Genomic DNA, 20,629 nt, shown 5'->3' with positions numbered 1-20,629 from the left:
TGATACAATTGCGCCCATGACCTACCGACATTTCAAATACGAAGGCTGGCTGTATGGGCTGGCATTCCTCCTCGCCCTTGGCTTGCGCCTGATCCAGCTCGGTGCCATACCGCTTAACGACGCCGAAGCTGCGCCCGCACTGCAAGCCCTTCAGATTGCGCAAGGCTCCAGGCCTGCGCTTGCCCCCCATCCCCTTTATATTGTATCCACCTCGATCCTTTTCTTCCTCTACGGCGGCGGGACGAATTTCCTCGCCCGACTCATCCCCGCCCTCATCGGAAGCCTGCTGGTTTTTGTGCCGCGCCTCTTTGAGGACCGCCTCAAACCCCGCCCGGGTCTGCTGCTCGCCTTCTTCATTGCCCTGGACCCCGGCCTGACGGCGTTATCAAGACAGGCCGCCAGCCCGATCCTTGCGATTGCCTTTCTGTTCGCCGCCTGGGCATGTATCAGCAAAAACAAAATGCAGCATGCGGGCTTCTTCGCCGCCATCGCCCTGCTCAGCGGACCGTCCATCTGGCCTGGCCTGCTTGGGCTTGGCATCACCTGGGCGATCTTGCAGGGATTGAATTCACGCCGCCCAGCACAAACGAAAGTTGAACATTCAAACTTCGATGTAAAGGCGGCGCTTCCCGCCTTTACCATAACCTTCGTCACCGCCGGCACACTCTTCTTCATCGTTCCCAATGGATTGAGCGCTGTGCTTGCCTCCATCTCTGCATTTATCAATGCCTGGCTTATTCCCTCGGATGTGTCCGCAGGCAGGCTGTTCCTCTCGCTTCTGGTCTATCAACCGCTTGCCCTCCTGCTCGCGTTGATCGCCATCCTGCGCGGCCTGGTCAGGGGGAGTCCCAGAATCATTCCATTAAGTATCTGGCTGCTGGTTTCCCTGTTGCTGGCGGTCTTCCTGCCTTCGCGTCACGTGAGTGACCTGGCATGGACGCTCATCCCGCTTTGCGCCCTTGCCGCGTTGGAATTTGCACGGAGCTTCACCATCTTCCCCGAAGAGCGCAGCGAAGTGATCGGCGTTGCCCTGCTCACTGCGTTCATATGGACGTTTGCCTGGCTGGATTTTGCCGGTATGGTCTGGCTCCCATCAGATTCACAGCAGTATCTTGTGCGGCTCTGGCTTTTGATCGGCGCGCTGGTAATGCTTCTATTGAGCATCCTGCTGGTTGCGGCGGGCTGGTCCGTCCGCACCGCGCGGATCGGCGGCGTGTGGGGCATGGCGCTTGTGCTGGGGCTGCTCGGTTTCGGCGGGACGCTTGGCGCCGCAGGCTTGCGTGGATCGGCAAACCCGGAATTGTGGCGCTCTCCCTCCATTCCTGCGCAGGCGGAACTCCTGCAAAAAACAGTTTGGGATATTTCCGGATATGGGTTGGGGCACAAGACTGCCGCATCTGTCGTGATCGTTGGGTTGGATTCCCCGGCCCTCGAATGGGCATTACGCGGGCACGATGTGAGCGTCGTTGGATCTTTGAACATCTCCAGTTCGCCGCATCTTGTCATCACCCCGTTTCAAATGGACTCTGTCCTTGAAGCCGCCTATCGTGGCCAGGATTTCGGCTGGCGCGAAAACCCGCTTTGGAGCCCGGCCCTCCCGAATGACTGGAGACGCTGGGTTGTCTTGCGTCAAATGCCGCAAGCCGGCGAGACGATCATCCTCTGGGTGCGTGACGATCTTTTTCTCGACAGATAAATCCATGACAAAAACATCCCCTCCTTCCATCATCGCCCTGGACGGTCCGGCCGCATCGGGAAAATCCACCCTCGGAAGAAGACTAGCCGATTCGCTCGGCTATCTTTTTTTTGATACGGGCGTCATGTACCGTGCCATTACATGGATCGCATTACAACGTGACATGAACCTGCGCGACGAAGCGCTCATCACCGAACTGGCGCAGAAGGCAAACCTGGATATTCGCCCGCCCTCGAAAAATGACGGCCGCGCCTGTGACGTGGTCATCGGTGAAAAGGACGTCACCTGGGACATGCGCGACAGCGAAGTGGACGCGAATGTCTCCGTTGTCTCCGCCTATGCGGGGGTTCGTCAGGCGCTGTCCGAACAACAGCGGCGCATCGGCCTGCGTGGACGGGTGGTGATGGTCGGCCGCGATATCGGCACTGTTGTTTTGCCGGAAGCAGACCTGAAGGTCTATCTGGATGCGAGCGCGGAGGAACGCGCCAGACGCCGCTACGAGGAGATCATTGCGCGCGGTGATAAAGCCGACTACGACGAAATCCGGAAAAAAGTGATCGAGCGTGACCATATCGACTCGACACGTGCGGTCGCGCCGCTGCGTCCCGCCGAAGATGCGGTCATCATCCATTCCGACGAATTGGATGCAGACCAGGTCTTTGCGCGCATGCTGGAATTATGCAAATAAAAGAATATCGCATTCCTTTGCACATTCGATTCAACCGAATATTTCTACGTCCGGCATTTCGCGCCTTGTTCCATATGTTGGGACGCATCACGATTTTTGGCGGGGAACATGTCCCGTTTGGCAGGCCGTACGTGATCGCGATGAACCATATTTCGATCTTCGACCCGCCGCTGGTGATTTCCTTCTGGCCCGAACAGCCCGAAGTGATCGGCGCAGCGGATGTGTTCGAGAAAAGGGGACAGGGTCCACTGCTTTCGATGTACGGTGTCATCCCCGTCCATCGCGGCGATTATGACCGCGCCTTGCTTGAAAAGATTTTGGCGATCCTGGAAGCGGGGCGTCCACTGGCTATTGCGCCCGAAGGCGGACGTTCGCATCAGCCGGCCATGCGCCGTGCCAAAGCGGGCATAGGGTACATCATCGAACACGCGCAGGTACCCGTTCTGCCCGTCGGTTTGTTTGGCACCACCGATGATTTCTGGCAGCGTGCGAAATTGCACTGGCGTGGTTTGCCGGGAAAACGTGGCGAAAGACCGCAACTTGAAATGCGTATCGGCAAACCCATTCACTTACCGCCTGTGACCCAAAAGGGCGCGGAGCGCAGGGAGGCGCGCCAGCGCAACGCGGATCTGGTCATGCGTCATATTGCGGGGCTTTTACCTGAGGAATATCACGGTGTCTATGCCGGACAAGCCATCCCCCCCGCCTAAACCTGTCAGCGACATATGGAGGCCTGAACTGGTGCGCCTGCCGAAAATTACCCGCGCGCGCCGCATGTTTCGCGCCTTCTCTCATGCGGTATTGAAGCTTGTTTCAAGGATTTGCCTGGATGTAACCGTGGATGGGATTGAGAATTTCCCGCAAAAGGGGCCTTTGCTCGTCGTTATCAATCATATTGGCGATGCTGATACACCTGCGATCATTGCCGCCCTGCCCTTCCCCCCCGATGCGCTCGGCAAGATCGAATTACATGACCTGCCCATTCTTGGGAAATTAATGGACTGGTATGGCATTATCTGGCTGCATCGTGGACGTCCTGATATACGTGCCTTGCGCGCCGCTTTGGACGGCTTTGCAGAGGGACGCGTGATCGTCATTGCGCCGGAAGGCAGATATTCCGTCACCGGCGCGCTGGAGGTGGGCAGCGGCGGCGCGGCCTTCCTCGCGTATAAATCGCGCGCACCGATTTTGCCGATCTCCGTCACCGGTACGGAGAACGAAATTGTCTATGGTCAGCTCAAACGATTTCGCCGCGCACGGGTGCATGTCAAAGTCGGGAAAATGTTCCGGTTGGATGAGCAGGTTGCGGTGCGGCAGGAGGCGGTGATGCAGGGCACGCGTCGGATCATGGCTGCGCTGGCAGACCTGCTTCCGCAGAAATATCGCGGGGAATATTCCTGATACTCATCGCGTGTCAAACTTTGGGGCTATATAATGCCGTTGTCACAAATTGCGCTTCCCCGCCTCTAAAAAACGCAATTTGTGACAGCGCTGGGTATAATTCAGCGAAATGTATTTTATTCCGACACTCCTTGCAGGCATTTCGTTTCCTGCCCCGCCTACTCTTGCAGGCTGGTTTGTGTGGGTAACCCTGCTGGGATTTCTGGTGTATGCCTTGTCCCGCTGGCGGGTTTATCAGCCGGCATGGAAGGGGCGCGAGTGGGGAATTTTCATCCTTTTTTTTATCCTGATTCCAGGTACGGCTTTATTCATTGGATTAAGACTGACATCCGCTTCCGTCCGCCCTCTGCCGGGTCTCCCGGCCGATGCGCCGGGTTCTGCGCTGATGGTTTTTTCCGCCATCCCCTGGCTCCTGGGAGGCAGCTTGCTTGGACCCATCGGCGCGGCTTTGCTGGGCGCATTTGCAGGTCTTTTGCGCGGGGCATGGGACCTGTATTCGGTCTTTCCCATCCTTGAGTTTGCCTTGCTGGGCGCATGGTTCTCCACAAATACGCGCCAGCGATACCGTACACCAGCATACCGATTGATACGCCAGCCGCTGGTGGGCGCACTGTTGTTGATCCCCTTCCACACATTGTTCTACATCGTGAGCGCGTTGTTCACCCAATGGGGCGCAGACATATCCGGGCCGGCCACCGTGCGGTTGGATTTTGCCCTGAGCAATGCCGGCCCGGTTACGCTGGCGTTTGGCGGCGAGATGCTGGTTGCGGGAGTTGTCATGCAGGTTGTTTCCATGGCATTCCCTGCCATGTCGGGTGCAGAACAGCCCCTGCAACCTTCGCCGGGCGAGAAAAGCCTTGAATCGCGCTTTATCCTTGCAGTCGGTGCGTTCATTTCGCTTTTGTTTTTAACGTTGTTGATCGGGGATTGGGTGGTGGCCGGACGTGCCGCCCGCAATATGCTGGAAGACCGCCTCTCAAGTGCAGCGCGGTCCACTGCGCAGGGAGTGCCGTTTTTTCTTGAGACAGGACAGAACCTGGCGGCGCAGCTGGCTTCCGACCCGCGCCTGCTCGAATCGACCGGCGATGACTTGGATACGATCCTTGGCGCGCGGATGCAGGCTGTTCCCTATTTCGACCAATTCGTTGTGCTGGATGCAAACAACAGGGCTTTGCTGGCAGGTTATCCCAAGCATACAGCTGCAAACTTCCAATTATTCCCGGAGGAGGAATCCGGGATGGTACTGGCTTCCAATGGCGTGCGGACGCAGGTCTATTCCATCCCGCCCCCGGCAATTGGTGATGTTTCACGCGTCACCTTTCTGGCCGCCATTGTGGATTCGTCCGGGCAGGTGCAACGCATTCTGATCGGACGCACCACATTGAAGACCAATCCCCTCAGCCTGCCGCTGATCGAGAGTCTCGATAAGATGCGCAGCCTCAGCGGTACGGGAATGTTGTTGAATGAAAATCACCGCATTCTCCATCATTCGGATCCGTCGCAGGTACTGACCGTCTACACTGGTCAACGCGGCAATGAAGCCTTGTTTTACGACGACACCGCCGCGGACGGCACGCGCCAGATGGTGTATTACCAGCCTGTGACCGGGCGCCCGTGGGCGATTGTGTTAACCGTCCCCGCCCGGCAGGCGCAGCAGATCGCCTTGAATATTGCCATGCCGCTTTCGTTGATGATCATCTTCCTTGCATTGGTTGCGATGGTCTCCTTAAGGCTTGGTCTGCGCGTGGTGACCGGTTCCCTGCGCAGCCTTGCTGTGGAAGCCAACCGTATTGCCCAGGGCAATCTGGATAATCTGCTTGAGGTGGACGGCGTGGATGAGGTCGGGCAGTTGCGGCGGGCGTTCGAACAGATGCGTTCCAGTTTGCAGGCGCGCCTCGAAGAGATCAACCGTCTGTTGCTGGTGAGTCAGGGCGTGGCATCCAGCCTGGAGATGCAGGATGCGGTCAAACCGGTGCTGGAGGCGATCCTTTCCACAGGCGCAAACTCCGTCCGCGTGGTGCTCTCCCCAAACATCCTTCCGGATGCCTTTGTTGAGCTGCCCTCCCGTTTTTCATTGGACTCAACGCAGGATATCCATGCCCATCTTGATGACCAGATCCTCGCGCTGGCACAAAGCCAGGAAAAGATCGTTATTCCGAATCTCAGCCGCTCGCGCGAACTGGACCTGGACCCGTCCCTGCCCCAGCCGCTGGCAGTGCTGGCTGTCGCCCTGCGTGATGAGAACCGCTACTATGGCGTGGTGTGGGCGGGCTATGAACAGCCGCGCATATTCTCGGGTGCAGATATTCGCTTTGTGACCACGCTGGCTGGTCAGGCCGCGCTGGCGGTTGCGAATGCGCATCTGTATTTGAATGTGGAGGCCTCGCGCAGACAACTGGAAGCAGTGCTCAACTCCACGCCGGACCCCGTGCTCGTGACGGATCATCGCAACCGATTACTGCTTGCCAATCGAGCTGCCGCTTCTGCGCTCGGGCAGGCTGCGGATGATACCAGCAGCGGCATGGAGACCGAAAAGGTCGTAAAACTTAAACCCCTTCTGCACCTGTTGCAAAGCACAACCATGGAGAATCGGTCTGCTGAAGTTGTGCTTGCTGATAAAAAGACGTATCTCGCAACCGCCTCCTCGGTGATGTTGGAGGGGCGTCAGATCGGGCGTGTGTGCATCCTGCGTGACGTAACCCGCTTCAAGGAATTGGATTCGATGAAATCGGATTTCGTTTCCACCGTGAGCCACGACCTGCGTTCCCCCCTCACGCTGATGCGCGGGTATGCCAGCATGCTGGACATGGTCGGCGAGCTGAATGAGCAGCAGAACGGTTATGTGGGGAAGATCATTTCTGGCGTGGAGAATATGTCGCGCCTTGTTAACAATCTGCTCGACCTGGGACGCATCGAGATCGGTGTCGGCTTGCAGGTGGAGCGGGTCAATGTGCTGGATATCATCGAACGCGTCAGCAGCGCATTGCAATTGCAGGCTTCCCAGAAGAACATTAACTTGAGCATTGAACTTTCCAGGGATATGCCCCACGCAATCGAAGCGGATCAGGCGCTCCTGCATCAGGCGCTGTACAACCTCGTGGAAAACGCGGTCAAATATACACCTGCGAATGGGCGCGTGGTCATCCACACGCTGTCGCAGCCCGGTGATTTGATCTTTGCCATTGAAGATTCCGGCATCGGCATTGCCGCGGAAGACCTGCCGCATCTGTTCGAGAAGTTCTATCGCGGCAAACAGCGTGAGGCGCGTGCCCAGCCCGGCTCGGGGCTGGGACTTGCCATTGTCAGTTCGATCGCCGCCAATCACGGCGGACGCGTATGGGTGGAAAGCGTGGCCGGCAAAGGCAGCACGTTTTATTTACAGATCCCCCTCGCACAACCCAAAGAATCGAAGCCTGCCTGAAAAACGGATTTGTACTATAATCCACCCTTGTCCTGTTCCAGGGACTGTATGATTTTGCCGGCAGGCTGGTAACGATGATCAACCAAAAAGACAGTTCACAAACTCCCATTATCGAACGCACAACGGCATATAAACCCCGCAGAGGCTGGCGATCCTGGCTGATCGGGCGCCCGTTATCCACAGCAGATGCCCCGCATGAAACCATCGGAAAAATGGTTGGGCTGGCAGTCTTTGCCTCGGATGCGCTCTCGTCGAACGCGTACGCCACGCAGGAGATGATGGTCGTGCTGGCTGCTGCGGGAACGATCGCGTTTGGATATGTGTTTCCAATTTCTCTGGCAATTGTCATCCTGCTTGCCATCGTTTCCATTTCATATATTCAGGTCATTCATGCCTACCCAGATGGCGGGGGCGCCTATGTTGTTGCGCGCGATAACCTTGGTGAATTGGCGGGTCTTGTTGCGGCATCCTCCCTGCTTACCGATTACATCCTGACGGTTTCGGTGTCGATTTCCTCCGGGGTGGCACAAATTGTCTCTGCCTACCCGGCCTTGCATGAATACCGTGTCGTTCTTGCGGTGACAGCCGTTTTCTTCATCATGTTTATTAACCTGCGCGGCGTACGCGAATCCGGCGCCGCGATTGCCGTGCCAAGTTTGTCGTTTGTTGTCATCATGTTCGTTACGCTCGGCGCTGGTGTGTTCAAATACTTTAGTGGATCGCTGGGCTTGGTGGTGGACCCGCCTGAGATCCACGCGCATGGGATCACATCCGTGCTTGGGCCCTTGCTTATCCTGCACGCCTTCTCCAGCGGTACCGCCGCCCTGACGGGAATCGAAGCCATTTCCAACGGCATCACCGCCTTCAAGGAGCCGCGCAGTAAGAATGCCGCCGTCACCTTGTCATGGATGGGCTTCATCTTGGCGAGCCTGTTCCTCGGCATTTCCTTCCTTGCCAGCCGTGTCGGCGCCGTTCCATCGGAAATCGAGACAGTCATTTCCCAGCTGGCCCGCACCATATTTGGCGGTCAGGGATTCATGTATCTTGCCGTTATTCTCGGCACAACCATCATTTTGATTCTCGCTGCAAATACCGCCTTTGCCGGGTTCCCGCGGTTGGGGGCATTGATGGCCGGTGACGGTTTTCTGCCGCGCCAGTTAACGTATCGAGGCAGTCGTTTGGTGTACTCGCGCGGCATTGTTGCCCTGGCACTTCTCTCCTCCCTATTGATTATCATCTTTCAAGCCAGTGTAACGCGTCTCATTCCCCTGTATGCCATTGGCGTGTTCCTGTCTTTTACCCTGGCGCAGTTTGGCATGGCGCTGCGCTGGCGGCGAAGCGGAAAAATTCATCCGGATCATGAAGGAGATCAAACTTCCAGGCGGGTGACACGGCTTCAATTTGACCGCATGTGGCGGGTAAAAATGGTCTTCAACGGATTCGGTGCGTTGAGCACTGCTCTGGTCATGATTGTGTTTGCGGTCACAAAATTTCAGGACGGCGCGTATGTTGTGTTGATCCTGATCCCCGTCCTGATTTGGGCATTATGGCTGATCCACGGCCATTACAAAAGACTTGCCCAAAAACTCTCGCTGGATAATATCGGTGTCATCCCGCCGCATGCCATGCGCCACCGCGTGATCATGCCGATCAGCGGGGTGCATCAGGGGACGCTTTCCGCCCTGCGCTATGCACGCATGCTTTCGGACGATGTGACCGCGGTCCACGTTACGATCGAACCGGAAGATTCTGAAAAGGTCCGTAAAAAATGGGAGACCTGGGGCGAGGGCATCCGCCTGGTGATGCTGGATTCCCCCTACCGTCTTTTCATCGAACCGATCCTTGGCTACATTGCCGATATTGCAGCACAGCGCCAGCCCGGCGAGACCATCACGATTGTGGTGCCTGAATTCATTTCAGACAACCGCATGACCTCTGTATTGCACACCAATACGGCGGAAATATTACGCAGTCAGTTGAAGCATTTGCACGATATCGTAATTACAAATGTGCCCTATCACGTCCATGAAAACGGCGGGCATTAAGGAGCTATGGAATGAATTTTATTGTTGTAGGCTGCGGAAGGGTTGGCGCGGATCTGGCCTACCGCCTCTTCCAAAATGGATACCAGGTGGTGGTGGTGGACAGCGATCAAAAGGCATTCAACCGCCTCCACCCGGACTTTCGAGGGCGCACTGTTGAGGGAGACTCTCTTTCCGCTGACACATTATCCCGCGCCGGTGCAGATAAGGCTGACGGCGTTGCCGTCGTCACCAACTCGGATACGATGAACGCCGTCATCGGGCATACCGTCCGCGCGCATTACCCCAACGTGAAGCAGGTCATCGTCCGCAATTATGACCCTGCCATGCGCGAAATGCTCGAAGCCTTTGGCCTGCAGCTTGTCAGTTCCACTGCCTGGGGTGCGGAACGCGTGCAGGAATTGCTGATCGACCCGTCCTTCCGCGCGGTATTCTCAGCCGGGAACGGCGAAGTGGAGATGTACGAAATGTATATCTCCCCCAAATGGGATGGCATGACCATCTCTGATCTATTGGATGGATGCGGCCAGATCGTCTGTGCCGCGCTAACTCGTGCGGGGCGGGCGCAACTGCCGACCCCGCACTCCACGCTCACGAGCGGTGATGTGCTTACCGTCAGTGCAACCTTGGATGGCGTAAAAGCCCTGCGCGCAAAGCTGCAGGAAGGCAGGGAGGCGTAATATGTTCGTATTTATTGCCGGGGGTGGGCGCACAGGCGCCCAACTTGCCGCGGATTTGATCGCTCAAAACTATGAAATCCGCCTTGTGGAGCATCGCCGCGAGCTGCTGACCCGTCTCCATCACGAACTTCCCACCGAGGTCATCTACGAAGGGCAGGCAACCGACCCTGCCGTCTTGAAACAGGCCGGCTTGGAAAAAGCAAACGTACTGGTGGCTTGCACCAATGATGACGCCGCCAATCTCGTATTGTGCTACCTTGCGCGGACGATGTTCAAGGTCAAACGTACCGTGGCGCGCATCAACAATCCGCGCAATGCCTGGCTGTTCGATAAAAACTTCCATGTGGACGAGACCATCAATCAAGCCGACGTGATGGCGCATCTCATTCAGGAGGAAATGTCGCTGGGTGACATGATGACCCTGCTCAAACTCCGCCGTGGACGTTACTCGCTGGTCGAGGAGAAGGTTCCAAAGGGCGCGCAGGCGATCGGCGTGCCGCTCAAGGACCTGGGCCTGCCCGAGCAGTGCGTGATCGCCGCCATCATCCGCAATGGACAGGTGACCCTGCCGCGCGGCACGATTGCATTTGAAGAAGGCGATGAAGTGCTTGCCGTCACCGACGATGAAGGCGCAAAAAAACTCGCCATCCTGCTTGAGCCGCCAGACCGGTCTGTACTGTAATGGAAATAAATTCGCCCGATGGGTTTTGCCATCGGGCGAATTTTTATTTTCCGACCATTTCCTTCATCTGTTCCACATAGGCAAGTGATTGATGCCTGAAATACGTGTTGTATAACTCTGCATAATGTCCGTTTTGCTCCAGCAGGCCGTCGTGATCGCCTTCCTCGATGATCGTCCCTTTTTGCATGACCACGATTCTATCCGCGGCTTTGACGGTGGACAGGCGGTGCGCGATGAGGATGCTGGTCGTATTCTTCAAAATGAGATTCAACGCCTGCTGGATCTGCCATTCAGTGAACGGGTCGATGCTGGCAGTGGCTTCATCCAATATAAAGATGGCGGGGTTTTGAACCAGCACACGCATCAACGCCACGAGCTGGCGCTGTCCCATCGAGAGGCGGTTGCCGCGCTCGCCGACTTCGGTGTGCAGACCTTCCGGCAGGGTTTCCAGCCATTCGCCGTCGCCGATCTTCTTTGCAAGTTTGAGCAGCTCCTCTTGCGGGACGCCGGGCGCGGCGTAGCGGATATTCTCCATGATCGTGCCGGAGAACAGGAATGGAACCTGGGAGACAATGCCAAGCTGGCGGCGGTATTGGGTCAGGTCAAAGGTGCGGATGTCGCGCCCATCAATCAACAAACGTCCCTGCTGATATTCATAGAAACGCGCGATCAATTTTGCAATGGACGACTTGCCGGCGCCGGTATGTCCCACCAGCGCAAGATTCTCCCCGGGTTGTACGAGCAGGTTGAAGCCTGTAAGAACCGCCTCCTTGTCCGAATAGCGGAAGTGAAGCGCGTCAAAATGGATTCCGCCTTTCAGCCGCGGCACATCCTGTTTTTCGTTTTGGATGACGTTCGGGTCGGCGTCGATCAAGGCGAAGACGCGTTCCGCGGCGGAAAGTCCGCTTTGGATCTGTGCCCAGAACGAGGTCAGGTTCAAAACAGGGAAGAAGAACTGGTCGAGACTCATGATGAAGAGATACCACGCCCCGATGCTGACCATGCCCTGTGCGGCGCTCCACCCGCCGACATAGATCAGGACGCCGACGAAGATGCCGCCGAGCGCATTCAGCACGGGGAAGACCAGCGAAAGAATAAAACCGCGCTGCACGTTGACGTGATACGACTGCTGGTTCGATTCATCGAACGACTTGAAGATCTCCTGCTCCTGCCGGAAATTTTTCGCGATCGAAATGCCGCTGATGGTTTCCTTGATGGCCGCGTTCACGTCGGACATGGCTTTCATGCCGCGCCGGCTCACCCGCCGCGCCAGTACGCGGAAGATGGATGCGACGCCGAAGATGACCGGCATAAAACCGATCAACAGCAATGCCAGCCGCCATTCCGTGCGGAAGAGCACCACCGCAATGATGACCGCCTGCATCATCTGTGCGACCACGTCGGTGACGATGACCACGAGCTGGCCGAAGTCGTTCGTGTCGGAGGTGATGCGTGAGACGATGCGGCCCGACGAGAATTGATCGTAGAACGAGAGGTCATGCTCGGCGGCGGCGCGGAAGGCGCGGGAGCGCATGTCCAGAACCACATCGCCGACGGCGCGCACGATCAGACTCCGCCGCAGCCAGTTCAGTCCCCACAAGCCGAATGCCACGCCGACAAGTGCCAGCCCCACCCATGCAATGGATGCCACGCCAGGCTGGTCCTGGATCAGGTCCACCATGCGGCTGACAAGGATGGGCAGTGCCGCGCCGATGAATGCCAGCACGATGATGGTGATGGATGCATATATCAGCCGCGCAGTCTGCGTGTTGAAGTAGTTGACCATGCGGTTGACCAGTACACGGTCTGTATACTGGCGGTCGTATTTTTCGTCGTTTAATCCTACAAAGAAACCCATAAATAATCCTCTGTCATTGCGAGGAGGGCGATAGCCCGACGAAGCAAACTCATGTAAATGGAGAGATTGCTTCGGGCTGACGCCCTCGCAATGACAATAATGCTATTCTCTAAAAATCCTCGAATACGCCTCGGATGTTTCCATCAATTCCGCATGCGCCCCGATGGCGGCGATCTGGCCTTTGCGGAACACGATGATCAGATCCGCCCAGCGTATCTGTGAGAGGCGGTGCGTGATGATGAAGGTGGTGCGTCCGCGCGTCGCATTGGAGATGGCGCGCTGGATCTTGTCCTCGGTGGCCGAGTCGATGGCGGATGTGGAATCGTCCAGCACCAGGATGCGCGGATCGGTGAGGAAGGCGCGCGCGAGCGCAATGCGCTGGCGCTGTCCGCCGGATAATGTCACACCGCGTTCGCCGACAGTGGTTGCGTAGGTCTGATCGAAATCGAGGATGAAGTCATGTGCCTGCGCGGCAATCGAGGCGGAGATGATCTCCTCCTTGGTGGCCCCGGGTTTGCCAAAGGCGATGTTGTCGCTGAGCGAGCGCGAGAAGAGGAAGATATCCTGTTCGATGATGGAGATTTGTTCGCGCAGGGCGGCCAGGTTCCAGTCGCGTACATCCACACCGTCCACAAGGATCTGCCCTGCGGTCACATCGTAGGTGCGGTTGATCAGCTTGACGAGGGAGGTCTTCCCCGCTCCTGTCTGCCCGACCAGGGCGACGGTCTGGCCGGGCTTGACCTTGAAGGAAATGTCCTTTAGCACGGGTTCGCCGTGTGGATAACTGAACGAGACGTTTCGGAACTCGATCTCGCCGGCCATGTTCGAGGTCCGGCCCGAGGCGTTTTGGTCGAGGTGAGTCTCTCGTTGGATGAGTTCCAAAATACGGCGGGCAGAGGAGACTCCCGAAGAGATCTGCGAATAGGCGAACGTGGAAACAAAGGTCGGGAATCCAAGCAGCTGCAGCATGCCGAAATATGCAACGACCGCGCCCACGTCGATCAGCCCTGCACGGAAGAGGAACAGGGAGTGGACGAGCCCGCCCGCAAATGCAAGGCCGAGCAAAAGCATGGCGATGTATTTCGCTTCGAGGTCGCCCTGCACCACAAAGGTGTCGCGCACCTTGCGCGCGTTGGTGACAAAGCGTTCGACTTCAGCGCTCTCCTGTGCCGCGCCCTTCATGATCTCCACGCCGTCCAGTGATTCGGAGAGGTGGGTGTTCATTTCCCCAAAGGTGGCGCGCACTTCGTCCGTGATCGGCGCGAGTTGTCTGAGATAGCGCGCCAGCGAAATAAAATAAATGATGGTGAAGATGAGCGGCGTGGCGACCAGCGACGGGTGATAGCGCGGACCGAAGAAAAGCGGCATGAGGATGAACATGAACGAGCCGACCACCAGGTTGAGGCCGGGGCTGAACATGTAGTTCACCTCGCGCACATCGTTGGTGGCGCGCGCCATCGTATCGCCGACAGGCTGCAAATTATGGAAGGTCATGCTCTTGCCGAGCAGGGAAAGATACAACTCGTCGCGGATGTCGCGTTCCATTCTTTGCGCCATCAACTCCGCGCCGAAGTTGCGCCCGAGCTGCAGCACGCCGCGGATGATCTGCGATATCCCGATGGTCAACGCAAGCGGCAAAAGCACCGAGGTCTCCGCTGGAACCTTGAGCATGGCGTTGAATGCATCGCCCGTCAGCACCGGCACGACCACTGCCAGCACGGCATTCCCGATCGCGCCGACAAGGATCATCACCATGATCCATAGGTATGGACGGGTGTGTGACAGGATCCAGCGCACCGCCGAGGACTGGTCGTATTTATTCGTGCGCTGCAAGGTAAATTCTGCGGGAAGGTCCAAGGTTGTCATAGAACAATTGTATCATTTTTGAATTCATCGATTCCGCAACTATTAATTCAGATACGGGTTATCTTATTTGGACTGGCGATCCTGCCAGCCAAACTTTCAACTCACAAGGAGAGTGTGAAATGTCTTTACCTCAAACGATTTCCGGTTGGTGCATGTGGTTATACTTCCTCTGGGTCGGCATTGGCGCCTTTGTGGCGCTTCCAATGTTCGGCATCATCGCCGGCATCCTTGCCCTGGGATATGCCCTGGCCTCCCTGTTCGGTAAGTAAACAACCTTTCAAAATGACAGAGCCTCCTATTTGGGAGGCTCTGTCATTTAATTTCGGAAAATATCTTCGCACATTCCAGTGAATACTCCCAATCTGTCCCATCTTCAATGCTCCACCATGCGGAGAGGACGGCATGTGCCAGCGCCCACTGGATGATCCGCTCCCGCTCCCAACCCAGCCTCTCGTGGATGATGTCCACCCGCCTCTTTGACATAATCTGAAAACTGCCCCAGTCCGAAAAGCCCTTCCACGGGTTAATCATCAGCGGACCGATCTCGTAGCCGACTGGCCCGATCACGCCCTTCGGGTCGATCCCCAGCCATCCCCGCCCGGATTTCAAGATGTTGTAATGGTGAAAATCCCCGTGCATCAGGCGGATATCATCATCCGTAAATAACTCCAATAACGACGTTTCGACCCGCTCCAGAATTTCCTTCGGGAAAGGTCCCGTCCCGCCGCCAAAATGCGGGCGGATTTTCTTCAACCCATCGAACCAATCGGATAATCGAATAAATGTATTGCTCAAGCCGCCGTACCCATTCTGGGCACTTTCCTTGGCGGCGGGGACGCCGCTTTGAGCCCAAAGCCTTTGCATTACATCCACGGCGATGTGTGTGCGTTCGTCGTCGTCCGCCAACTCGGAGAGCATCGTCCCCGGCACGAGTCGTTCCAACAGTGACATCCCGCGTTCTTCGTCACACTCCAATAGACGGCAGGCGCCATGCCCATTGAATAAGCGCAACGCCGCCAGCTCGCTTGCCAGTTCACCGCGCGGCACGCCGATCTTGAGAATTACACTCCCCTCTCCCTCAGGGAGAGGGGCTGGGGGTGAGGGACGTTTTGCAAACGCAACGAAATTATAGGAAAGGTTGGAAACCGGCCAAACATCCGTCAATCCCCAGCGCGTGGATGCGTCTGCGATCAATTCAGGCAGGCGCGCCAGCATCATCCGCCCGTCCTCGCCAAAGGTGCTGTGGATCGTTTTGATGAAATCAGGAGGCAGGTTCAATCTTTATTGATAACCCGCAGGGTAACGATCGGCTGTCCCTGCTTGCGGAACTTGACGACTTCGGGATGCGCCTGCGCGTATTTTGCAAGACCGTCGTTGTCCCATGAAATGCGTCCCTGGGAATAGGTGACGCGGTACGATCCCGCCGACACGCTCTCGCCGTGCAGCAGCACATCGGTCTTGATCTCATTTTCCAGCGCGGCGGTGTTTTCTTCCGCTGATTCAAGCAAAGGCTTGTATTCCGAATCGAGCGCGTCCAGCTCCGCCTGGATCTGTTTGAGTATCCCGGCGCGTTTGGCTTCGTAATCCAATCTCGTTATATCCGTTGCGCCGCGCAGGTTTTCCAGCCGCTTCAATTTCTCCGCGATGTGTTCACGCGAGGGACGCTGGTCTAATTCGCCCAGTTTCTCCACCACGATATGCTTTAAACTTTTCTTCAATTCCACCTGCCAGGTTTTGCTCTGGCAGCGCTGGATGATCTCCTCGAATAATTGGCGCAGAAATTCAGGGCTGTGATTTTGCTTTTCGGCAATGGCGGAGAGTTGTTCGGGCGCTTCGCCGTCCAATCCGTAGCGGCGGGAGAGGATTCGATAGTACGTATCCTTACCCGAATCGCTGGTCAGGCGTTTGTGGATGACCTCAAGGAACTGCGCGACAACAGACTCAAGATGTGCCTCACGCACCTGCTCGATCTGCCCCTGCTCGAAACCAAGATCGCGGAGTAATGTGCTGAGTTTGGTCTCCTCCCCGTAGATGACCGCGAGTAATTGGTTCAGTCCGGTAACCTGTATTTTGAAATCCATGGCTTGCTCCCTTCCAAATCAATTGTAAGGGCCACCCACCCAGATCAGACAATCGGTTTGCCAGCCTGGAAGGGTCGCCCCTACAGTTCACGAGGGAAATAGCTTCTCGAACACCTCGGGGCAATATTTCCCCACCATCCCGCTGGACAAGCCGTTCTCCTTGCATATCTCAGCATACAAATCCACGGATGGGCGGCGGATGCGTTTCTGGGTATCCAGGTCAAGCCCCCATAGACCGAAGCGCTGAGTCCAGCCGCGTTCCCACTCGAAGTTGTCCACCAGCGACCAGTGGAAGTAGCCCTTCACAGGCCAGTTGAAGTTGACCGCGCGCCAGACCTGGTGCAGGTGCTGAGCCAGATAACGCGGACGCATGTGGTCATCGGAATCCTCCACGCCGTTCTCGGTGATGATGATGGGAATGTCCGGATACGCGCGCGTGATCCATTTGATGGAATCGAAGATGCCTTCGGGGATGTTGGCGAGGAAGTTCGTGTCGCTCATGTCGGCGTCTTTTGGATAGCCGCTGTTCGAGAACAACTCGCCGGGCTTGAAGAGGTCGAACCAGACCGTATCCACTGAGTAATAGTTCAAGCCGAGATAGTCCTGCGTGCCTTTGGCTTCGGGGATGCGTTGATTGCCGACAGGCGACTTCATCACGCCCGTCGAGATCGCGGACGGGAATCCCATATTGATGCCGCTGTAACGGATGTCCCGCATCATTCTGTCCAATGGCGACCAACTCCAGCGCGGGACCATCGGGCGGTAGTGCAGGGCGTATCCCGCGCGTGCTTCAGGCTGCAATTCATGGATGGCGCGGTACGCAGCGGCGTGCGCTTTCACCATATTCCCCAGCACGCGCATGGATAACTTGATATTCTTCTTGCCGGGCGGGAACACGCCCGCCACATAGCCGCTCAAGGCATACACGTTCGGCTCATTGATCGTACACCACAGCGTGACATATTCCTTCAACGCATCCACCATTTTGCGCACATACTTCTCGAACAAGGGAACGATCTTTTCATTCTCCCATCCGCCGCTCTCCGTCACCCACAACGGATCCGTAAAATGATGCAGCGTAACCAAAGCCGTCATATTACGTTCCCGCAATCCGCGCAGCATGAGGCGGTACTTCTCGATGGCTTCCTCATCCCACGAATCGGGCGTCGGCTGGACGCGGCTCCACTCCAGCGAGAAGCGATGCGCGTTCTGTCCCGTTTCGGCGGCGCGGTCGAAATCCTCGCGCCAGCGTCCGCCCCACCAATCGGCGGCGAGCCCCGACTTGTGCGCAGTGTGTCCCGCCTGCTCCCATGCGTGCCAGTTATTGTTGGTGTTATTCCCCTCCACTTGATGTGATGCGGTGGCTGTTCCCCATAGAAATCCCTTTGGAAAATGATAGGTGCCTTGAGGCATGATGGTCTCCATGTTGTAGGGACACAGCCACGCTGTGTCCCTACATGCGATTCAAATATGCAAGATAGAGTGCAACGGACCCTGCCACGGCGGCATTGAGCGATTCGATTTTGCCTTTCATCGGAAGTTTCAAGACGATGTCGCATTTCCTGCGCGTGAGTTCGTGCAGACCCTCGCCCTCCGAGCCGACGACCAGTCCCAATGCGCCTTTCAAATGACGCGACCCCGCCTCGACCTCCGTCCCGGCCTGGTCCAATCCGACGACCCACACATCGTTCGCTTTGAGCGCGTCGATCGTCTGGGACAGATTCGCCTGGGCGATGAGCATGTGCTCGCTCGCGCCGGAGGATGCGTTGACCACCGCAGGCGTGACGTCCACCGAGCGCGCCAGCGGGATGACGATGCCGTGCACCCCGACCGCCTCCGCCGTGCGGATGAGCGTGCCGAAGTTCTGCGGGTCTTGCAATGAGTCGAGGAGCAAAATGAACGGCGGTTCGTCTTTGATGTTATCAAGTATTTCGACCACATCCGAGTATGGATATTTGTCCACTTCAGCGACCACACCCTGATGGTTCTGGTGGACCTTGTCCAGTTTTCCGCGCGGCACGTGGCTGAGCTTTATCTTCTGCTGACCCGCCAGTTTGACGATCTCTGCCAGCTTGCCCTTCTCCTGCGCGGAATCGGCGATCTCGATCGAAAAAACCTGCCTGCGTTTCGCGCGCAGGACTTCATGGACGGCGTTGCGGGAGTAGATGAATTCTTTCATATGGGCTGATTTTACTTGATTAAAAGCAGCCATAAATCCTATAATCACCCCATGATACATCTCGCCATCCCCGGACGCGGGGAACTCACCATTCAACACATCGTCACGGACGTGAACGGCACGCTTGCGCTCGACGGTGTCCTTTTCGATGGACTTGCGGAACGCATCACCGCACTGCGCGGACGAGCCCAGATCCATCTGCTGACAGCGGATACGCACGGCAAACAGGCGGTCATTGATGAGCAATTGGGGTTGGCGGCGGTCCTCATCAAGGGCGGGAATGAAGCCTTTCAAAAAGCGGACTACGTCCGCAGGCTGGGCGCGGAGACGGTCGCCGCCATCGGTCAGGGGGCGAACGACGCACTCATGCTCAAGGAATCCGCGCTTGGAATTTGTGTCATGTCTCGCGAAGGCGCTGCAACCGAAACCCTGCTCTCCGCCGATCTGCACATGCCCGATATTTTTGCCGCGCTCGAGTTATTCACCAATCCAAATCGAATCATCGCCACCCTGCGAAAATAAAAGGGGCGGACAACCGTCCGCCTCTACAGGAAATTATCCCCATCGCCAGGTGGTGCCGTCCTTGCTGTCTTCGATGGTCACGCCCATCTCTTTGAGCTGGTCGCGGATCTGGTCCGAACGCGCCCATTGTTTTTGCTTGCGGGCTTCATTGCGTTCCGCGATCAATGCATTGACCTGCGCTTCCTGCCCGCTCGAGCCTTTCTTTTCGACAAGCTGCAGGCCCAGCACGGCGGCGAGTTCGCGGTAGATATCCTGTACTGCGGCAATTTGTTCGCTCGTTGCGCCGTTGTCTCGTGCGGTGTTGATGAACTTGGAGAGTTCGAACAGGGCGGCGACGGCGCCCGCGGTGTTGAAGTCGTTGTCCATGGCTTCGGTGAAGCTGGTCTTTGCGGAGGCGCCTGCGGCGGCGAGGGCGGCGAGGGAATCAGCGGCGAGTCCCTTTGCAGATGGGGAGGCAGGCCGCAGCGCGGATTTGAGGCGCTCGACATTCTTTTCGGCGGCGTCGAGGGTGTCGTCATTGAACATCAACGGCGCGCGGTAGGTCCCGTTCAAAACCAGCATGCGCATCACATCGGCAGGGCGTTTCGAAAGGAATTCCTTGATGCTGATGATGTTGCCGAGCGATTTGGACATTTTCTCGCCGCCGAGCTGCAGCATGCCGTTGTGCACCCAATAGCGTGAAAATGGTTTGCCCGTGTAGCTTTCGCTTTGCGCGATCTCGTTTTCGTGATGGGGGAAGATCAGGTCGTTGCCGCCGCCGTGGATGTCGATCTGTTCGCCGAGTTCGGCGAGGTTCATGGCCGAGCACTCGATGTGCCAGCCCGGGCGTCCCCTGCCCCAGGGACTGTCCCAGGAGATCTCGCCTTCCTTGGCGGCTTTCCAGAGCGCGAAATCCATGGGGTGGTCCTTGGCTTCGCCGACCTCGATGCGCGCGCCGGCCTGCATGTCGGCGAGTTTGCGGCCGGAGAGTTTTCCGTAATCGTCGTCGCTGGTGACGCGGAAATAGACATCGCCGTTCGAGGCGGCGTAGGCATGTTCCCTTTGGATCAGGCCCTGAATGAATTCAATGATGAGCGGCATGGTCTTGCTGACCTGCGGATAGGAACTGGCGGGCAGGATGTTCAAATTCTTCAAGTCATTGGTGTAATCTTCGATGTAGCGCTGTGAAAGTTCAAGCGGGTCTTCGTTGAGCTGCCTGGCGCGGTTGATGATCTTGTCGTCCACATCGGTATAGTTCATGACGTGCCTGACGGTGTAGCCGCGGTATTCCAGGTAGCGGCGGATGATGTCGAAGACCAGCGCAGACATGGCGTGGCCGACGTGCGCGTCGTTATAGACGGTGACGCCGCAGACGTACATTTTGACGAGGTTCGGCTCGAGGGTTTGAAATTCTTCGGTCTTGCGGGTGAGGGTGTTGTAGATTTTGAGCATGTGCCTATTATAAACCACAGATATTCAATCCTTGTCAGTCTTCGAGAAGCGGCGCAAGCTGCTGATAAAAAAACAGGACGCT

The 20,629-nt window shown here is 57.0% G+C and carries 17 protein-coding genes; 10 read left to right on the top strand and 7 right to left on the bottom strand.

Annotation, left to right across the window (positions count from 1 at the left end; genetic code table 11):
- Window positions 1–16 precede the first annotated feature (16 nt).
- The 8 genes from QY332_01775 (at window position 17) to QY332_01740 (ending at window position 10,610) form a co-directional block, all read left to right on the top strand.
- A complete protein-coding gene (locus tag QY332_01775; GenBank protein ID WKZ36655.1) occupies window positions 17–1,696 on the top strand; it encodes a hypothetical protein in 1,680 nt (559 codons plus the stop codon).
- Between the two features lie 4 nt (window positions 1,697–1,700).
- Window positions 1,701–2,384: a (d)CMP kinase gene (cmk, locus tag QY332_01770; protein WKZ36654.1), complete on the top strand. Its 684-nt coding sequence runs from the start codon at window positions 1,701–1,703 to the stop codon at window positions 2,382–2,384.
- A complete protein-coding gene (locus tag QY332_01765; protein WKZ36653.1) occupies window positions 2,375–3,094 on the top strand; it encodes a lysophospholipid acyltransferase family protein in 720 nt (239 codons plus the stop codon). The genes cmk and QY332_01765 overlap by 10 nt, the downstream gene beginning before the upstream one ends.
- A complete protein-coding gene (locus QY332_01760) occupies window positions 3,066–3,785 on the top strand; it encodes a lysophospholipid acyltransferase family protein (protein ID WKZ36652.1) in 720 nt (239 codons plus the stop codon). The genes QY332_01765 and QY332_01760 overlap by 29 nt, the downstream gene beginning before the upstream one ends.
- 109 nt (window positions 3,786–3,894) lie before the next feature.
- A complete protein-coding gene (locus QY332_01755) occupies window positions 3,895–7,206 on the top strand; it encodes an ATP-binding protein (protein ID WKZ36651.1) in 3,312 nt (1,103 codons plus the stop codon).
- Window positions 7,207–7,280: 74 nt separating this feature from the next.
- The gene (locus tag QY332_01750) at window positions 7,281–9,251 is read left to right on the top strand and encodes an APC family permease (protein ID WKZ36650.1); all 1,971 of its coding nucleotides are present in this window, start codon (window positions 7,281–7,283) and stop codon (window positions 9,249–9,251) included.
- An 11-nt stretch (window positions 9,252–9,262) separates the two neighbouring features.
- Window positions 9,263–9,928 (top strand): TrkA family potassium uptake protein, encoded by a 666-nt coding sequence (locus tag QY332_01745; protein WKZ36649.1) that lies wholly within the window; start codon window positions 9,263–9,265, stop codon window positions 9,926–9,928.
- Between the two features lies 1 nt (window position 9,929).
- Window positions 9,930–10,610, top strand: coding sequence for an NAD-binding protein (locus tag QY332_01740; GenBank protein ID WKZ36648.1), 681 nt, complete (start codon window positions 9,930–9,932; stop codon window positions 10,608–10,610).
- Between the two features lie 43 nt (window positions 10,611–10,653).
- Here QY332_01740 and QY332_01735 read toward each other — a convergent pair whose 3' ends face one another.
- Complete coding sequence (locus tag QY332_01735) at window positions 10,654–12,468, bottom strand: ABC transporter ATP-binding protein (GenBank protein ID WKZ36647.1); 1,815 nt, start codon at window positions 12,466–12,468, stop codon at window positions 10,654–10,656.
- 102 nt (window positions 12,469–12,570) lie between these two features.
- Window positions 12,571–14,334, bottom strand: a complete 1,764-nt coding sequence (locus QY332_01730) for an ABC transporter ATP-binding protein (protein WKZ36646.1) — start codon at window positions 14,332–14,334, stop codon at window positions 12,571–12,573.
- A gap of 119 nt (window positions 14,335–14,453) precedes the next feature.
- Between QY332_01730 and QY332_01725 the strand changes: the two genes are divergently transcribed.
- The gene (locus QY332_01725) at window positions 14,454–14,603 is read left to right on the top strand and encodes a hypothetical protein (GenBank protein ID WKZ36645.1); all 150 of its coding nucleotides are present in this window, start codon (window positions 14,454–14,456) and stop codon (window positions 14,601–14,603) included.
- Window positions 14,604–14,646: 43 nt separating this feature from the next.
- On the opposite strand, the gene QY332_01720 is transcribed toward QY332_01725, so the two are convergent.
- The 4 genes from QY332_01720 to rlmB form a co-directional block, all read right to left on the bottom strand.
- Window positions 14,647–15,612: an aminoglycoside phosphotransferase family protein gene (locus QY332_01720; protein ID WKZ36644.1), complete on the bottom strand. Its 966-nt coding sequence runs from the start codon at window positions 15,610–15,612 to the stop codon at window positions 14,647–14,649.
- On the bottom strand, window positions 15,609–16,415 hold the full coding sequence (locus tag QY332_01715) for a hypothetical protein (protein WKZ36643.1): 807 nt from the start codon (window positions 16,413–16,415) through the stop codon (window positions 15,609–15,611). Before QY332_01715 ends, QY332_01720 begins: the two co-directional genes overlap by 4 nt.
- An 87-nt stretch (window positions 16,416–16,502) precedes the next feature.
- The gene (locus QY332_01710; protein WKZ36642.1) at window positions 16,503–17,828 is read right to left on the bottom strand and encodes a family 1 glycosylhydrolase; all 1,326 of its coding nucleotides are present in this window, start codon (window positions 17,826–17,828) and stop codon (window positions 16,503–16,505) included.
- A gap of 40 nt (window positions 17,829–17,868) precedes the next feature.
- A complete protein-coding gene (rlmB, locus tag QY332_01705; protein ID WKZ36641.1) occupies window positions 17,869–18,594 on the bottom strand; it encodes a 23S rRNA (guanosine(2251)-2'-O)-methyltransferase RlmB in 726 nt (241 codons plus the stop codon).
- A gap of 51 nt (window positions 18,595–18,645) precedes the next feature.
- Between rlmB and QY332_01700 the strand changes: the two genes are divergently transcribed.
- On the top strand, window positions 18,646–19,116 hold the full coding sequence (locus QY332_01700; protein ID WKZ36640.1) for a hypothetical protein: 471 nt from the start codon (window positions 18,646–18,648) through the stop codon (window positions 19,114–19,116).
- A 33-nt stretch (window positions 19,117–19,149) separates the two neighbouring features.
- Here QY332_01700 and cysS read toward each other — a convergent pair whose 3' ends face one another.
- The gene (gene cysS, locus QY332_01695; protein ID WKZ36639.1) at window positions 19,150–20,547 is read right to left on the bottom strand and encodes a cysteine--tRNA ligase; all 1,398 of its coding nucleotides are present in this window, start codon (window positions 20,545–20,547) and stop codon (window positions 19,150–19,152) included.
- Window positions 20,548–20,629: the final 82 nt, after the last annotated feature.

The organism is Anaerolineales bacterium (assembly GCA_030583885.1).
In the GTDB taxonomy this organism is placed as follows: Bacteria; Chloroflexota; Anaerolineae; order Anaerolineales; family Villigracilaceae; genus Villigracilis.
This window is presented reverse-complemented; position numbering and strand designations above follow the sequence as displayed.

Excerpts from the sequence above, each read along its gene's own strand:
- QY332_01730 (WKZ36646.1), bottom strand. The coding sequence starts at position 14,334 with ATGACAACCTTGGACCTTCCCGCAGAATTTACCTTGCAGCGCACGAAT.
- QY332_01700 (WKZ36640.1), top strand. The coding sequence starts at position 18,646 with ATGATACATCTCGCCATCCCCGGACGCGGGGAACTCACCATTCAACAC.
- QY332_01745 (WKZ36649.1), top strand. The coding sequence starts at position 9,263 with ATGAATTTTATTGTTGTAGGCTGCGGAAGGGTTGGCGCGGATCTGGCC.
- QY332_01710 (WKZ36642.1), bottom strand. The coding sequence starts at position 17,828 with ATGCCTCAAGGCACCTATCATTTTCCAAAGGGATTTCTATGGGGAACA.
- QY332_01735 (WKZ36647.1), bottom strand. The coding sequence starts at position 12,468 with ATGGGTTTCTTTGTAGGATTAAACGACGAAAAATACGACCGCCAGTAT.
- QY332_01750 (WKZ36650.1), top strand. The coding sequence starts at position 7,281 with ATGATCAACCAAAAAGACAGTTCACAAACTCCCATTATCGAACGCACA.
- QY332_01760 (WKZ36652.1), top strand. The coding sequence starts at position 3,066 with ATGCCGGACAAGCCATCCCCCCCGCCTAAACCTGTCAGCGACATATGG.
- QY332_01765 (WKZ36653.1), top strand. The coding sequence starts at position 2,375 with ATGCAAATAAAAGAATATCGCATTCCTTTGCACATTCGATTCAACCGA.
- QY332_01755 (WKZ36651.1), top strand. The coding sequence starts at position 3,895 with ATGTATTTTATTCCGACACTCCTTGCAGGCATTTCGTTTCCTGCCCCG.
- QY332_01740 (WKZ36648.1), top strand. The coding sequence starts at position 9,930 with ATGTTCGTATTTATTGCCGGGGGTGGGCGCACAGGCGCCCAACTTGCC.
- QY332_01725 (WKZ36645.1), top strand. The coding sequence starts at position 14,454 with ATGTCTTTACCTCAAACGATTTCCGGTTGGTGCATGTGGTTATACTTC.
- cmk (WKZ36654.1), top strand. The coding sequence starts at position 1,701 with ATGACAAAAACATCCCCTCCTTCCATCATCGCCCTGGACGGTCCGGCC.
- rlmB (WKZ36641.1), bottom strand. The coding sequence starts at position 18,594 with ATGAAAGAATTCATCTACTCCCGCAACGCCGTCCATGAAGTCCTGCGC.
- QY332_01775 (WKZ36655.1), top strand. The coding sequence starts at position 17 with ATGACCTACCGACATTTCAAATACGAAGGCTGGCTGTATGGGCTGGCA.
- QY332_01715 (WKZ36643.1), bottom strand. The coding sequence starts at position 16,415 with ATGGATTTCAAAATACAGGTTACCGGACTGAACCAATTACTCGCGGTC.
- cysS (WKZ36639.1), bottom strand. The coding sequence starts at position 20,547 with ATGCTCAAAATCTACAACACCCTCACCCGCAAGACCGAAGAATTTCAA.